This is a genomic window from Brevibacterium salitolerans (genome assembly GCF_039531405.1).
Classification (GTDB): Bacteria; Actinomycetota; Actinomycetes; order Actinomycetales; family Brevibacteriaceae; genus Brevibacterium; species Brevibacterium salitolerans.
In genome coordinates, this window is sequence record NZ_BAAAPZ010000019.1 from 111107 (window position 1) to 124614 (window position 13508).

At 70.6% G+C, this 13508-nt stretch carries 15 protein-coding genes, 1 tRNA gene and 1 pseudogene; 7 read left to right on the forward strand and 10 right to left on the reverse strand.

Features of this window, described 5'->3' with window-relative positions:
• The first annotated feature begins 2 nt into the window (after positions 1–2).
• Positions 3–1268 (forward strand): EAL domain-containing protein, encoded by a 1266-nt coding sequence (locus ABD240_RS16040; RefSeq protein ID WP_344338499.1) that lies wholly within the window; start codon positions 3–5, stop codon positions 1266–1268.
• Positions 1269–1281: 13 nt separating this feature from the next.
• Here ABD240_RS16040 and ABD240_RS16045 read toward each other — a convergent pair whose 3' ends face one another.
• The 3 genes from ABD240_RS16045 to ABD240_RS16055 form a co-directional block, all read right to left on the reverse strand.
• A complete protein-coding gene (locus ABD240_RS16045; protein WP_344338501.1) occupies positions 1282–2235 on the reverse strand; it encodes an Fpg/Nei family DNA glycosylase in 954 nt (317 codons plus the stop codon).
• Positions 2235–3680: an amidase gene (locus ABD240_RS16050; protein ID WP_344338502.1), complete on the reverse strand. Its 1446-nt coding sequence runs from the start codon at positions 3678–3680 to the stop codon at positions 2235–2237. Before ABD240_RS16050 ends, ABD240_RS16045 begins: the two co-directional genes overlap by 1 nt.
• Before the next feature lie 175 nt (positions 3681–3855).
• The gene (locus ABD240_RS16055) at positions 3856–4347 is read right to left on the reverse strand and encodes a DUF3145 domain-containing protein (protein WP_291792165.1); all 492 of its coding nucleotides are present in this window, start codon (positions 4345–4347) and stop codon (positions 3856–3858) included.
• 122 nt (positions 4348–4469) lie between these two features.
• Here ABD240_RS16055 and ABD240_RS16060 point away from each other — a divergent pair.
• Positions 4470–4543, forward strand: a tRNA-Ile gene (locus ABD240_RS16060).
• Between the two features lie 71 nt (positions 4544–4614).
• Here ABD240_RS16060 and ABD240_RS16065 read toward each other — a convergent pair.
• From ABD240_RS16065 to ABD240_RS16075, 3 genes are all read right to left on the reverse strand, one after another.
• Positions 4615–5259, reverse strand: a complete 645-nt coding sequence (locus ABD240_RS16065) for a cysteine hydrolase family protein (protein WP_344338504.1) — start codon at positions 5257–5259, stop codon at positions 4615–4617.
• 114 nt (positions 5260–5373) lie between these two features.
• A complete protein-coding gene (locus ABD240_RS16070; RefSeq protein ID WP_344338506.1) occupies positions 5374–5589 on the reverse strand; it encodes a hypervirulence associated TUDOR domain-containing protein in 216 nt (71 codons plus the stop codon).
• Positions 5590–5749: 160 nt separating this feature from the next.
• Complete coding sequence (locus ABD240_RS16075) at positions 5750–6343, reverse strand: TetR/AcrR family transcriptional regulator (protein ID WP_344338508.1); 594 nt, start codon at positions 6341–6343, stop codon at positions 5750–5752.
• A gap of 157 nt (positions 6344–6500) precedes the next feature.
• On the opposite strand from ABD240_RS16075, the pseudogene ABD240_RS16080 reads away from it, so the two are divergent.
• The 4 genes and pseudogenes from ABD240_RS16080 to ABD240_RS16090 all read left to right on the forward strand — a co-directional run.
• Positions 6501–6713, forward strand: a pseudogene (locus ABD240_RS16080) (ubiquinone-dependent pyruvate dehydrogenase); the annotation flags it as partial.
• A gap of 32 nt (positions 6714–6745) precedes the next feature.
• On the forward strand, positions 6746–7609 hold the full coding sequence (locus ABD240_RS16085; RefSeq protein WP_344338510.1) for an SDR family NAD(P)-dependent oxidoreductase: 864 nt from the start codon (positions 6746–6748) through the stop codon (positions 7607–7609).
• Between the two features lie 65 nt (positions 7610–7674).
• Positions 7675–8025: a tyrosine-protein phosphatase gene (locus ABD240_RS17145; RefSeq protein WP_363316520.1), complete on the forward strand. Its 351-nt coding sequence runs from the start codon at positions 7675–7677 to the stop codon at positions 8023–8025.
• On the forward strand, positions 7926–8558 hold the full coding sequence (locus tag ABD240_RS16090; RefSeq protein ID WP_344338512.1) for a tyrosine-protein phosphatase: 633 nt from the start codon (positions 7926–7928) through the stop codon (positions 8556–8558). The genes ABD240_RS17145 and ABD240_RS16090 overlap by 100 nt, the downstream gene beginning before the upstream one ends.
• A 206-nt stretch (positions 8559–8764) precedes the next feature.
• On the opposite strand, the gene ABD240_RS16095 is transcribed toward ABD240_RS16090, so the two are convergent.
• The 4 genes from ABD240_RS16095 to ABD240_RS16110 form a co-directional block, all read right to left on the reverse strand.
• Positions 8765–9040, reverse strand: a complete 276-nt coding sequence (locus ABD240_RS16095; RefSeq protein ID WP_291797786.1) for a hypothetical protein — start codon at positions 9038–9040, stop codon at positions 8765–8767.
• 289 nt (positions 9041–9329) lie between these two features.
• Positions 9330–9830: a GbsR/MarR family transcriptional regulator gene (locus ABD240_RS16100; protein ID WP_291797783.1), complete on the reverse strand. Its 501-nt coding sequence runs from the start codon at positions 9828–9830 to the stop codon at positions 9330–9332.
• The gene (locus ABD240_RS16105) at positions 9827–11440 is read right to left on the reverse strand and encodes a hypothetical protein (protein WP_344338515.1); all 1614 of its coding nucleotides are present in this window, start codon (positions 11438–11440) and stop codon (positions 9827–9829) included. Before ABD240_RS16105 ends, ABD240_RS16100 begins: the two co-directional genes overlap by 4 nt.
• A complete protein-coding gene (locus ABD240_RS16110; RefSeq protein ID WP_291797778.1) occupies positions 11437–12342 on the reverse strand; it encodes an ABC transporter ATP-binding protein in 906 nt (301 codons plus the stop codon). The genes ABD240_RS16105 and ABD240_RS16110 overlap by 4 nt, the downstream gene beginning before the upstream one ends.
• 84 nt (positions 12343–12426) lie before the next feature.
• Here ABD240_RS16110 and ABD240_RS16115 point away from each other — a divergent pair, with 84 nt between their 5' ends.
• Positions 12427–13479: a YdcF family protein gene (locus tag ABD240_RS16115; RefSeq protein ID WP_344338517.1), complete on the forward strand. Its 1053-nt coding sequence runs from the start codon at positions 12427–12429 to the stop codon at positions 13477–13479.
• Positions 13480–13508 lie beyond the last annotated feature (29 nt).

Consider the following 13508-nt stretch of genomic DNA (forward strand, 5'->3'; position numbering starts at 1 on the left):
GCGTGGAGGCCTCACACGGTAGCGGTCCGGCGGCGACGCCGGCGTCCGAGCACACCCTCGAGCAGCTGGTCCGCGGCGGTCTCGTCGCGACGCACCTTAGTCCGGTCGTCGACCTGCAGAGCGACATCGTGATCGGCCATCGGGTGTATCACGGGGTCGCCGGCGTGCCGCCGGAGCCCGCGCACTTCACCGCCTTCCGCCGTGCCGTGCGGGAGTCGGAGCACGTGGCGGACCTCGACGCCTCGCTGCGCTCCCTGGCGCTCCGCGAGGCCGAACAGCTCCGGCTGCCGCGCACCAATCGCCTCTTCATGACGGCGGAGCCGCAGGCGCTCGGCACCGTCGAGGACCGGACCGCGGAGCCGGACCGCTCCGCCATCCTCCAGCTGCACCCGGACCGGATAGCACAGGCACCGGCCATGACCCTGCGCTCGGTGCGCCAGGCCCGCACGCTGGGGTGGGGCATCGGCATGGCGGAGATCGGCGACGATCTCCGCACCACCTCCTTCCTGCCGCTCGTGAATCCCTCCGTCGTCATGCTCCGGCCCTCCGTCCTCGCGATCGAGGACCACGTCCACCTCGCGGAGCTCATCCGCCTGCTGCAGGCGCACGTCGAACGCACCGACGCGATCCTCGTGGCCGACGGGGTGACCACGGAGGAGGACCTGCTCAAGGCGGAGGCGCTCGGCGCACGGTTCGGCACCGGGCCCTGGTTCGGAGAGCCCTCGCAGGAGCCCGAGGCCGCAGATCCCGGCGAGACGGATGTGCTCGCCGACCACCACACCCGCAACCAGCTGGCGCAGGGCACGCCCTTCACCATCGCCCAGGGCAGGGAGCGCGACCCGCTGGTGATGGACGGGGAGATGCTCACGGCGCAGCTGCACTCGCTGGCGGAGCGGAGCCTCGCCGCCGGCGAGTCCGCCGTGGTCATCAGCGTGTTCGCGGACGCGGAGGAGCTGAGCCCGGAGACCCTCGCCCGGTTCGAGAGCGTCGCGGACTCCGTGGGCTACACGGTCATGCTCTCCGCCGGCTTCGACACTCCACCGGTGCCGGCGGCGCGCGGCGGTCAGATCGACACCTCGGACCCGCTGCAGGCGGAGTTCTGCGTCATCGTGATCGGCCCGGACTGGTCCGGACTCACGGTGGGCAAGCGCCGTTTTAGCCCCGGGCCCGACGGGCGCACGGAGTACGACGTGCACGTCACCACGGAGCGCTATGCCTGCGTGGACGCCGCCCGTTCGGTCTTCACCCGGATCCGCACCCTGCACTGAGGCGCGCGCTCCGTCATGCGGCCTGGCACTGCGCGCACCAGTACAGCTTGCGCCCCTGCATCTCCGCCAGGCTCACGGGGGTGCCGCAGACCAGACAGGGCTGTCCCTGCCTTCCGTACACCCAGTGCCGGTGTTCCGGCTCCGCCAGCGCACGTTCCCGCCGGCGTCCGCGCAGTTCCGTGCGGGTGAGGATCACCCCGGTCTCCACACCGAGCGGCAGGAGCCGGCACCAGTCGTCCCAGAGCGCTGCGAGTGTCTCCTCCCCCAGCGATGCCGTGGAGGTGTAGGGGTTCACCCGCGCGCGGAAGAGCAGCTCCGCACGGTAGATGTTGCCGATCCCGGCGATGACCTCCTGGTCCATGAGCACGGCGCCCACCGCAGTGCGCTTCCGGCTCGCCTTCGCGAGGAACCGGCGCCTGCCTGCGGCACGGCCGTCCACCAGCGGATCAGGACCCAGCCTGAGCAGACGCGCGGCGGTCTCCTCCGGCGTGAGCACCTCGCACACGGTGGGCCCGCGCAGATCCGCGCAGACCGAGCCGGTGAGCAGACGTGCACGCACGGCCCCCACCGGTGGCGGCGGCCACGCTTCAGGAGCACCGCGCAGCTCCGTGTCGCTCTCACCCACACGGGTGCCGCGGGCGGCGGTCCGGCTCTCCGTCCCGGTGCGCCGGGGTGCGCCCATGGAGGACGCCGAGGCGCCGTCCGCAGCACCGTCTGCGAGCGCTCCCGCCCGCTCCCAGAGGTCCCAGGCTCCGTAGAGCCCCAGGTGGACGCGCAGGGTGAGCTCCCTGTCGAACTCCGCGAACATCTGCTTGCCCACCGCGCGGCAGGCCGTCATCTCCCGGCCGTCCAGCAGCTCCGCCCCCTGCGAGAAGCGCCCCTGCGGGGATGAGACCGCCACCTGCGCCTCCGCGAAGACGGCCGTGAAGCGGTTTGCGATCCGATGGACGGAATGGCCCTCCGGCATCAGAGCTGCGGGCGGACGCGGTGGTGGCCGGTGAGCTCCTCGAAGGCCTTGGCGGCGAGGAGGAGCTCCACGTCCTTCCCGGGAGCTGCGACTAGCTGGATGCCCACCGGCAGTCCGGTGGGTGCGCCGGGCAGCGGCGGGGTGAAGCCCGCCGGCACTGTGACGGCGGGGCAGCCGGTGGCGGAGATGAGGGTCGCCGCCCGCATCCAGTCGAGATAGGTGTGCAGCGCGGTGCCCTCGATCTCCGTGGGGTACTCGATGCCCGCATCGAAGGGCAGGACCTGGCTGGTGGTCGTGACCAGCAGGTCGTGCTCGGCGAAGAAGGCCTCGGTGGCGGCGAGCAGGCGACCACGGCCGGCCTCGGCACCGATGAGCTCCTCCACCGTGAGGCCGAGCCCCATCTCCGTGTTCCAGATGACGAAGTCCTTCATCTGGTCACGGTGCTCCTTCAGCACCGGCCCGTTGCTGCAGGCGAAGTCGTAGGCGCGCTGCACGCGGAACACCTCGTCCGCGTCGTCGAGGTCGGGCACTGCCTCGTCCACATGAGCGCCGGCGGACTCGAAGACGCTGCGGGAGGCCTCGACGACGGCGCGCACGGGCCTCTCCACCCGGAGCCGTCCGTCCAGGTCCGCCGAGAAGCCCACGCGCAGACCGCGCAGGCCCTCACCCTCGCCGTCGCGGGCGAACTCCGGCCGGTCGAAGACCTCACCGGTCTCGCGGAGCGACTGCGGCGCCCCGGCGGCGGGACCCGCTCCGGCCTGCATGAGCAGAGCGACATCCGCGACCTCGCGGGCCATGAAGCCCTGCTGGCCGAGCCAGGCCCACGGGCGGCCCGGCAGAGCATGCGGGATGCGGCCGTTCGAGGGCCGCAGTCCCACCGTGTTGGTGAAGGACCCCGGGGTGCGCAGCGAACCGCCCATGTCCGAGCCGTCGCCGGAGGCCTGGATGCCGGCGGCGATCGCCGCGGAGACCCCGCCGGACGAGCCGCCCGAGGTCCGCGAGGTGTCATAGGGATTGACAGTGGTGCCGAAGACCGGGTTGAAGGTGTGCGAGCCGGCGGCGAACTCCGGCACGTTGGTCTTGCCGGTCGTGATGACACCGGCGGCGCGCAGCCGGCTGATGAGGAGGTCGTCCGACTCGGGCACCCTGTCCGCGAAGACCGGGGATCCCAGTGTGGTGCGCATGCCACGGGTGTCGTGGGTGTCCTTGTGCGTCATGGGGACGCCGTGGAGCAGGCCCAGCCGCTCGCCGCGGGCGTACGCCTCGTCCGCCGCCGAGGCCTGGGCGCGAGCGGTGTCCGCGTCGAGGGTGACGACGGCGTTGAGGGCCGGGTTGACCGCATCGATGCGGTCCAGGTGCGCCTCGAGCGCCTCCCGTGCGGACACCTCACCGGTGCGGAGGCGGGAGGCGAGCTCACGGGTGCTCAGCCAGGTCAGGTCGGTCATCGTCGGCTCCTCGGTCGCGGCAGATTCTCGCTCTCACACTAGCGCCGGCACGAGGGGCCGGGCACAGCGGGGCGGGACCGGAGGTGACGCGACGGGGGCGACAGGCCGAGCCGGGCGCTCCGGCCGTCGCACACGGCGATCGACCGGCCACGCCCGGCTCCGGCGACCGGACCGCTCAGCTGACCTTGGTGAGCCAGCGGACCGGGGCACCGTCGCCTGCGTAGCGGAAGGGCTCGAGCTCCTCGTCCCAGGCCTGGCCGAGCACGCGCTCCATCTGCGCGGTGAGGCCGTGCGGGTCACCCGCAGTGCGCTCCATGACGGAGCGGATGACGTCCTCGGGCACGACGATGTTGCCGTGCGCGTCCGTCACGGCATGGTAGATGCCCAGATCCGGCGTGTGGCTCCAACGGCCGCCGTCCACGCCCTCGCTGGGCTCCTCCGTGACCTCGTAGCGGAGCCCGTCCCATCCGCGGAGGGCAGAGGCGATCCGCGCGCCGGAACCGGCCGGAGCCTTCCAGCAGATCTCCGCCCGGTACATGCCCGGAGCGGCAGGCTGCGGAGTCCAGTCGAACTTCGCGTGCGCGCCGATCGCCCCGCCCGCCGCCCATTCGATGTGAGGGCACAGCGCACGAGGTGCTGAGTGGACGAAGAGTACGCCCTGAGCCATATCCATTTGGTGCCTCCTCTACCCGGATACGTCTTCCCCTACGATCCGTGCCGAGGTGAGCACGAGCTTTATTGTACTATAGGCGAGGCGCCGGACCAGCGACAATGCGACTCCGGAGCCGGGCCCCTGTAGCTCAGCTGGTCAGAGCAGAGGACTCATAATCCTTTGGTCGTCGGTTCAAGTCCGACCGGGGGCACCCGATGCGCGGATGCACCGTGCGTGCGACCCCGGCAGCGCGTCCCCACACCCCCAGGCCGGTTCACGACCTCAGCTGCGGCTCAGCGCATCCACCACCTGAGCCGACTCGCGCAGCTGTACGCCGATGCCCTCCAGATCGACGAGGCGTTCAGGGGTGACCTGTGAGACGGCGTCGGTCACGAGCACGGTGCGGAAGTCTCGTTCGCTGGCGTCGAACAGGGTTGCCCGGGGACAGTTGGGCAGATTGCAGCCGGCGACGACCACGGTGTCACAACCGGTCTCCTGCAGCCACGACTCCAGCCCTGTGCGGTGAAATGCGCTCCAGCGGGGTTTGAAGAACACGACTTCCCCGCCGGAACCGGTGAGTGTCTGCGGAGCGCCGGCGAGCAGCTTCTCACTGTCCAGAGCGACTTCAGCGGGCAGCAGGACAGAGGGGATCTGCGACCCCGGAGAGCCTGGGACGACGATCCGCCGGCCAGCCTCGACCGCCGCACGGCGCGGCAGGTCGACATCGCAGCCGCCCGGCTGGTAGAAGCGCACGATGTGTGCAATAGGCCTGCCGGAGCGACGGAACGCGGCGGTGGTCTCCGCGAGAGCCGGCAGCACCTCGCGCGTCCCGGCAACAGGGGCCGCTCCGCCTTCGAGGAAGTCGTTCTGGACGTCGATGACGACCAGTGCGGCACTCTCCCAATGCGGGCCGAGGTAGTCGGTCATACGCGCGAGCCTAGCGACCCCACAAGTGTCACGGACACCGCTGCAGCCTCTCTCCCACTCCACTCACACTGATCGCGCCGTGGTGTTCGCCTCGGGCTGTGCCCGCAGATCGGCTCACTCATCGAGCAGGCTCAGAGCACTCCCCTTGTGAGCCGCGATGTGATCGGTCTTGTCGCTCTTGATCTCGTACTGCGGGTCGTCCTCCGACGCTCGGCGGGTGTGACCCTTGTAGTCGAAGTCCCGCGTATGCACCTTCGTCACCGTGCCCGAGACGCGGCCTGCTTCCGAGTTCCACGTCACGTGGTCGCCCACACTGAACCGATCGGACATCGTGCCTCCTTCGCCGGGCATCCATTGAATCACGGCTGACTCGGAAACAGCACGCCCCGGACGGAGCCCGGTGAGCGGCCCAGGAGACGCCGATAGGCATCCGGCGGCAGAACGGCCCACGCGCGCGGACACCGCCTCCGGGCACCCGCAGGCACGGCGGTCAGCTCGTGGATGACTGCGGCCTGCGTGAGAGAGGCGCACTCCGGAAGGCGGCGGCGACCTTCGCGACGGCCTGGTGGCGGTCCTCGTCCAGATACACCATTCGCCTGACGGAGGACTCGGCGAGCAGAGCCGCCTGGTCGGCCGCCATGCGCGCTTCCGCGCTGTCCGGAGAGAGGCCCAGCGCCCGGGCGAGCGTGGGCAGGAGCATGTCAACCAGGTCCTCGTTGGACTCCAGCCACACACGCCGCAGCGCGGGCACGGTGAGCACGAGCTGCATGAGATGGTGCGTCCAGGGCGTGCGCACACCGGCGAACGCCTCCGGAAGGGCCGTGACGACGGCATCGAACACGGACGCGGCGGAGCGCGAGAGGTGCTGAGTGAGAACGGCGGAGAAACGGCGGCTGCCGGCGTCCAGGAACGGCCTGATGCTCTCGGCCTTGGTGGGGAAGTAGCGGAAGAACGTCCGCTCGGAAAGGCCCGAGGCCGCCACCAGGGCGGAGGTCGGCGCATTGCCGTCGTACTCATGGATGACCTCGGCGCAGCGCAGGGAGATGTCCAGGAGCTCCTCGTCGTTGAGCGGTCTTCGTACCATATGGAAACCCTAAGCCAGGCCGGCCGACGCTCTGGACCTGAACGCTGGTTACTGCCAGTATGAAGGGTGGATCGACGCATCGGGCCGATCTCGAGATCCATCATCTCCGCAGAACCGAAGGAACCGCATGGGAACCGAGGGTGCGCACCAACAGGTGCTCGAGGACGCGCTCACGGCCGCGTTCGCCCACGACGGTCCCGCGCTGATCGACGTGGGCACCGCCCGGCAGGAGCTGTCCATCCCACCGACGATCTCCGCTGCGCAGGCGAAGGGATTCACGCTCTACGCACTGCGCACAGTGCTGTCGGGCCGGGGCGAGGAGCTGATCGACCTGGCCGAGACGAACCTATTCCGCCGGCTCTTCGACTGAAGGCCCGCATGATGAACGAGAAGGAGAAGAGCATGAGCGAGAAGAACGATGAGCGCGTGGTGGTCGTCACCGGCGCAGCCCGCGGGATCGGTCGGGCCACGGCGGTCGCGTTCGCGCGAGCGGGATACAGGATCGCTGGGGCGGACATCGCCGCACCGACCAGCGCGGCGATGGACTACGCACCGGCCACACCGGAGGATCTCGACGAGACCGGACGCCTCGTGCAGGAGGCCGGTGCCGAATGGCTGCCGGTGATCTTCGACCAACGCGACCGGGCCGCGGTGAAGGCCGGATTCGCACAGGTGGTGGACCGGTTCGGGGGCGTCGACGTGGTGTTCGCCAACGCCGGCATCCAGGGCTTCGGCTCGATCCTGGAGATGAGCGACGAACTCTGGGACGACCAGATCGACGTCAACCTCACCGGCACGGCCAACGTGCTGCGCACCGCGGCCCCGCTGCTCATCGAGCGGGGCGGCGGCCGGATCATCGTCACCTCCTCCACACAGGGCCAGCACGGCACCCTCGACGGCGCGGGCTATTCGGCTTCCAAGTGGGGACTGCTCGGGCTGATGAAGTCCGCCGCCCTCGACCTGGGCAAGCACAACACCACGGTGAACGCCGTCATCCCCGGGCTGATCAACACGGCACTCACCCGGCACGAGGACCGCTACGCCCAGATCATCCGCACCGGCGGCCACGAGCCCACCGGCGACGTCGAGAAGGACGAGCAGACCGCCACCGGCGCTCAGCGGGCCAAGCTCCCCCTGGGCGTGCCCTGGGTCGAGCCCGAGGACGTGGCTCCGCTGGTGGTCTTCCTCGCCTCCGAGGAGGCCCGCATGGTCTCGGGCACGAGCTTCGCCGCGACCGGCGGCGACAGCGCCAACATCACGGCCTGAGCAGGGAGAACCGAGCAGGGAGAACGACGTGCCGGCGATACTGCTGCACGGCGCCGGAGCACCCGATGGTCCACAAAGGTCTGCGACACCCGCAGCGGCCGGACAATGAGGAGAGGACATCCGTGACACACGAGACCACGACCACCGGACCGGGCACATGCATCCCGCTGGCGTCTCTGCCGAACCTGCGTGACATCGGCGGGTACACCACCTCCTCGGGGGCGACGGTGCGCACCGGAGTCCTGTACAGACCGTCGCCCTCGACACACTCACGGACGCGGATGCCGCAGAACTGCAGAAGCGCGGCATCCGCACCGTGTTCGATCTGCGGACCCGGGCAGAACGTGACGCAGCGCCGGACCGTCTGCCCGAGGGCGCGACCGGTGTCGTCTGCGACGTCCTCGCGGGCTCGATGAACGCAGCCCCGGCCCAGATGCTCGAAGTCGTCAGGAATCCCGCCCGTGCCGCCGACGCCCTCGGCCACGGTCAGGCCGTCGAGCTCTTCCACGACGCCTACCGCCACATCGTCTCCTCGACCAGTGCCCTGGAGGCCTACCGACGGTTCTTCACCGACCTCGCCGCGGAGCCCACCCGCCCCGCCCTGTTCCACTGCACCACCGGCAAGGACCGCACCGGCTGGGCCGCCGCGGCGGCCCTCCTCCTGCTCGGCGTCGACGAGGAGGACGTGTTCGCCGACTATCTGCTCGCTAATCGCGATCTGCTGCCCGCGTTCCAGGGCCTGTTCGAGCAGTTCACCGCCGCGGGCGGCGATCCGGAGATCCTCAAGCCGGTGCTCGGCGTCGATCCCAGCTATCTGCACGCGGCCCTGGACGAGATGAGGCGACACTTCGGCTCGATCCACGGCTACTTCTCCGACGGCCTCGGGCTCGACGCACAGGCACAGGGAGAGCTGCGTGCCGCGCTCACCCGGAGCGAGCCGCATCCGTGAGCACGCGCGCGCGAAGGCGATCCGCCTCTGAGAGAGGGTGAACCCGCGACCGGAGACCCACGAACCGGGGCGGCAGCCGCCGGAACGGCCGGCGCACCACGCGCAGAACTCCTCCCCGCCGAATGCAACGGCGGGGAGGAGTTCTGCGCGTGTGTGCAGTGCGCCTGCGCAGGCGGACGCGGCTGCGAGCCGCACCGCCCGGATGCTCAGTGGATCGACTTCGCCTCGGACTGCTGCCCGGTCCGGCGTGCCTGTGCGCGCTCCTCGATGCCGCTGCGCACGTGGCCCAGCACTGCTGCGGTGTTCTCGGCGCGCTCCTGGTCCTCGCGGGCGATCACCTCGGGGGTGCGGCTGGGATGGCGGTCCGGCGAACCCATGTTGAAGACGGCCCCGAGCCCGAAGATGAGGCCGAGCCCCACGATCACGACGAGGGAGATGATGAGAGCGGGATGCACGGTGGCGAGGTAGATGAGGTGGTCCATGGCTGCCTTCCGGTGAGGATGGGGGGCGGGTGCGGTGCAAGCGGCCCGGCGCGCACATCTCTGCTCACGCGAAGGCCGTCTGCGCTCTCCCCCGATGATACGTGTCCTGCGCGGGCTTCGCGAAAGGAGGAGGGCCGCATCCGTGCCGCCGGCCGTGCATGCCGCGACCACCTCCCGCGGCGCCTCAGCGCAGCTTGATCGAGCGGATGGCCCGGAGCGAGAGCGGGACGAAAGTCCCGCACACGAGGTGCCCGCCACGAGGACGAGCTGCATGAGTGCGACGCGCAGATCAGCGCCGGGACTCCCATTCCTCGAGCAGCTCCGGGAAGCGGCGATCCAGGAAGGCGTAGAAGTCGGCCATCTCCCGCACTCGCTCCCCTGCCGCAGTGCCTTCTGCGAGTGCGGGCGGACGCTGTGCCGCTCGCTCGGCGAGCTCACGGTAGAGCGAGCGGCGGCTGAGCGTGGCCGTGTACCACCCGGAGACGACCCGGTAGACCCGCTTGCGGGTCTTCGGGAGCGAATCGGCCCGGAGCACCCGCACGGATTCGAGATAGCGCACCGCCCCGGAGATCGCAGCCCGGCTGGCATCGAGAACGTCGCTCAGCTGCTCGGCGGTGAGTCCGTCGTGCGGGCTCGTGAGCAGCGCCATGAGCACACGAGCCGGCATCCTCGGGAAACCGGCCGCTTCCAGCAGTCCGGCGAGTCCGTCGGCGTATCGGCGAGTCTCCTCGTCAGGCTCCGCGCGGGGAATCGGCCTCGTCGAGTCGGACTTCCTCGGGTCAGAGGTCATGGGGTGAGGTCCCTTCTCCTGTAGGCGGCGACGGCGAGGAAGGCGAGGACCAGGGAGACGGCAGTCATCCAGATCGCGCCTGCCCACTGAGTATCGGGCATCGTCACGAGCGGGCTGTGGAGGAACGGCGAGAGGACGAGAATCCACTCGGGCAGCCCCAGCCTGCCGCCGAGTTCGGCGATGACCACGCCGAGGACGAGGACGGACCAGGCGACGCCCGCTGTGAGACGGGGCCGCACAGCGAACACGAGTCCGATGAGGCCCAGGTGCAGAAGCGCGGCGGGAGCCTGGGCCGCCGCTGCCGCAGACAGCCCCAGGACCAGGCCGGCATCAGCACCCCGGAGCAGATGGACGAGCATCGCCCCGAGCGCCGCCGCCGCGAGGACCGTGAGCACCGAGACGAGACCGGCTCCGAGCACGGAGGCGAGCCACCGTCCCGGACCGCTCGCAGCGGCGCGCACGAGCTCGCCGTTCCCTGCCCTCTCCTCACGCCGCGCATGCAGCACGGTCAGGGCACCGGCGACAGCCGCGCATTCGCCGACGAGCACCATGACGTAGCCCAGCAGCAGATCATAGAGCGAGCCGTTACCGCCGACGACGTCCCGGATGGCGGCATCGAGAGACTGGTCCTGCTCGCTTCCGAGGGCCATGCCCGCCATGACCGCGGCAAACGCTCCGACGACGGCACCGGCGAGCGCCATCGCCACGAGAGTGCCTCGCTGCAGACGGAGCTGCACCTGCAGGGGCGTACGCAGCGAGGCCGGTGCATGTGGCGGCCCCGGCCGGGCGCGCAGCGCCGACTCCCCGAACTCGCGTCGCCGTTCGCAGACGAAGGCGGCGGCGAGACCGAGCACCGTCGCAGCGACGAGGACGAGCAGCGCCCGGAGATCGAGCGAGCCGAACGGATCGGCGATCCCGGCGAGGCTGAACGGCGAGAACCACGCGAGCGGCACCGGGGAGCCCACGAGCGTTGCCGGATCGACGTCGGCCAGGAGGTCGGCGGCCACTCGCACGGCGAAGAACCCGATGACCACGGCGAAGGACAGGCCGGCGGCCGCGCGGGAGGTGGGGGCGATCTGACCCGACAGGGCGCCGAGAGGCAGGAACACCGCGCCGACGAGCGCGCAGACCAGCCCTGCCCGGAACGCCCCTCCCGGCTGAGCACCGCCGATGAGCAGTCCTGCGATCATCGCAAGGGCGAGCAGCAGGAGCCCGGCCGTCCCGGCGGCGAGAGCGGCGGCGAGGCTCGCGGTCTTCCCGGTGGCCGCAGCTCGCATGAGCTCCCGGCTGCCGTCGTCCTCCTCGGCACGGCCGTGGCGGATCGTGAAGAACACGGCGAACAGCGCGAAGACGTTCGCGAGAAGCACCCCGTGGGTGTAGAAGAGGAACGCTCCGTGCGAAGCCCCCATCTGCAGCCCGCGCCCCACGAGCAGAGCGGGACTGTCGATCGCGGCGCGCAGCGAGGCCGCGCGCACAGCCTCCTCACCGAATCCGCTCGTCACGTGCATCGCGCAGACAGTCGCGAATGCCAGCATGCCGACGGACCACGCGAACAGCCGGCCGCGATCCCGGCGCAGCGCGACCTGCGTCAGCAGGAACACCCCGGTCATGCCGCACCCTGCCGGTCGTCGCGGTAGTGGCGCAGGAACAGCTCCTCGAGCGACGGCGGCCGCACCGTCAGCCCGGTGATCCGCGCCTCGGCCAGCAGCGCGAGCACCGTGGCCGTGTCAGCGGCCTCGACCGTGAAGCGCGTGCGCCCTTCCGACTCCGCGAACTCGTGGACCACACCCCGGAGGCGTTCGCACACGGCCTGGTCCAGGACCGCCGGGACCTCGTACTCCGCTCGGGTGAGGTGCCTCAGCTCGGCAAGGGTGCCCGTCTCCACCCGCCGGCCCCTGCGAATGAGTGAGAGCCGGTCGGCCACCTCCTCGACCTCCGCGAGGATGTGGCTGGACAGCAGGACCGAGGATCCCCGAGCCGCGACCCGGGCGACCTCGGCCTGGAAGCGGCGAGCCATGAGCGGATCCAGGCCCGAGGTCGGCTCGTCGAAGATGTACAGCTCCACCGGCAGCGCGAACGCCGCGATTAGCGCGACCTTCTGCCGGTTGCCCTTCGAGAGGGTGCGGATGCGGGCGGTCGGGTCGAAGTCGAATGCCTCGATCAGCCGTTCCCGATCCGAGTGGACCGCACTGCCGCCCCGCAGCCGGATCAGAAGGTCGATGGCCTCTCCTCCGGTCAGGGACGGCCACAGAGTCACGTCACCGGGAACGTAGGCCAGACGCCGATGCAGCTCCGCCGGGCGCACCCACGGACGCCGGCCGAACAGCTGCACCTCTCCGCCGCTGGACCGATAGAGGCCGAGCAGCACCCGGATGGTCGTCGACTTCCCCGCGCCGTTGGGCCCGAGGAACCCGTGCACCTCGCCGGCCTCGACTTCGAGGTCGAGGCCGTCAAGGGCTCGGAACGAGCCGAATCTCTTCTCCAGTCCTCGGGCACGCACGACAGCAGTCATGACAGTGAGCATTCCTATTTTCACTAGTTCATGAAATTAGTGTGCGTGCACCCTCCCGCTTCCGCCCTCGATAGACTCCCCTCCATGTTCAGCCTCCTCTGCGCCGTGTGCCTCGGGTTCCTGTTCCGGCGAATGTGGGCAGAGGAGCCGCGCCGTCTCCGGAATGCGGCGGTCTTCCTCCTCACCTGCTACTTCGCGGTCTCCGCGGCCCTGGAGCTCATCGCACTCCTGCTCCCCGGCGCGGCGGGCTTCCTGGTGCTGGGGGTGCTGTTCCTCTTCCCGCTCTCCGTCCTCGTGCTCAGCGGCGTCCTCATCCGCAACGGCATGCGGATGTTCCGGCGCGAGGGCCGCAGCCTCGGCAACTCCCTGTCGCTCCTGGCAGGCATCGGCCTCCTCGCCGCCCCGGCCGTCGCGATCCCGCTGGCGCTCACCCTGAGCCCTCTGGGCATCGCCGGAGCGATGCTGCTGTTCCTCGTCTGCGCGCATCTGGGTACGGCGTTCCTCGTGTTCCTGACCTTCGCCCGCCTGTACGCCCGCCGCCGGCCACGTCCGGAACCGGATGCCGTCGTGGTCCTCGGATCCCGGCTCATCCGCGGCGAGGTGCCTCCGCTGCTCCGCGCCCGCCTGGACCGGGGCCGCTTCGAGTTCGAGCAGCAGCTCGCCGCAGGCGCAGCACCTCTCTACCTGGTGCCCTCCGGCGGCCAGGGCCAGGACGAGCCCCGCCCGGAGGGCGAGGCGATGGCGGAGTACCTCAGGGACAGCGGAGTGCCCGCGGGCGCGGTCCTCGCCGAGGACCGCGCCCGCACCACGGAGGAGAACCTCCTCTTCTCCCGCAGGCTGGTCGACGAGCGGAACGCGGACGGCCAGGATGCCGGCGGCCGGCAGGGGCCCGCCGGCGGACACCTGCTCGTCGTCACGAACGGCTATCACGTGCCGCGGACGGCGCTGCTCTCACGCGCGGTGGGCATCGATGCGGACGCGGTCGGCGCGAGGACCGCGCGGTACTTCGTCCCCAGCGCCTTCCTCCGCGAATTCGTCGCCGTGGCGAACATGCACCGGCGTCTGCACGTGCTTCTGCTGCTTCCGAGCATCCTGCTCACCGGCGCGTTCGGCTGGCTGCTCTGGAACCTCAACTGAGCGCAGGCTGCCGCCCGCACAGGCCGCCG

What these genes read in the sequence shown, in the direction of transcription:
- ABD240_RS16045 (WP_344338501.1), bottom strand. Translation starts at nt 2,235, where the DNA reads ATGCCGGAGGGCCATTCCGTCCATCGGATCGCAAACCGCTTCACGGCC.
- ABD240_RS16050 (WP_344338502.1), bottom strand. Translation starts at nt 3,680, where the DNA reads ATGACCGACCTGACCTGGCTGAGCACCCGTGAGCTCGCCTCCCGCCTC.
- ABD240_RS16055 (WP_291792165.1), bottom strand. Translation starts at nt 4,347, where the DNA reads ATGGCTCAGGGCGTACTCTTCGTCCACTCAGCACCTCGTGCGCTGTGC.
- ABD240_RS16065 (WP_344338504.1), bottom strand. Translation starts at nt 5,259, where the DNA reads ATGACCGACTACCTCGGCCCGCATTGGGAGAGTGCCGCACTGGTCGTC.
- ABD240_RS16070 (WP_344338506.1), bottom strand. Translation starts at nt 5,589, where the DNA reads ATGTCCGATCGGTTCAGTGTGGGCGACCACGTGACGTGGAACTCGGAA.
- ABD240_RS16075 (WP_344338508.1), bottom strand. Translation starts at nt 6,343, where the DNA reads ATGGTACGAAGACCGCTCAACGACGAGGAGCTCCTGGACATCTCCCTG.
- ABD240_RS16085 (WP_344338510.1), top strand. Translation starts at nt 6,746, where the DNA reads ATGAGCGAGAAGAACGATGAGCGCGTGGTGGTCGTCACCGGCGCAGCC.
- ABD240_RS17145 (WP_363316520.1), top strand. Translation starts at nt 7,675, where the DNA reads ATGGTCCACAAAGGTCTGCGACACCCGCAGCGGCCGGACAATGAGGAG.
- ABD240_RS16095 (WP_291797786.1), bottom strand. Translation starts at nt 9,040, where the DNA reads ATGGACCACCTCATCTACCTCGCCACCGTGCATCCCGCTCTCATCATC.
- ABD240_RS16100 (WP_291797783.1), bottom strand. Translation starts at nt 9,830, where the DNA reads ATGACCTCTGACCCGAGGAAGTCCGACTCGACGAGGCCGATTCCCCGC.
- ABD240_RS16105 (WP_344338515.1), bottom strand. Translation starts at nt 11,440, where the DNA reads ATGACCGGGGTGTTCCTGCTGACGCAGGTCGCGCTGCGCCGGGATCGC.
- ABD240_RS16110 (WP_291797778.1), bottom strand. Translation starts at nt 12,342, where the DNA reads ATGACTGCTGTCGTGCGTGCCCGAGGACTGGAGAAGAGATTCGGCTCG.
- ABD240_RS16115 (WP_344338517.1), top strand. Translation starts at nt 12,427, where the DNA reads ATGTTCAGCCTCCTCTGCGCCGTGTGCCTCGGGTTCCTGTTCCGGCGA.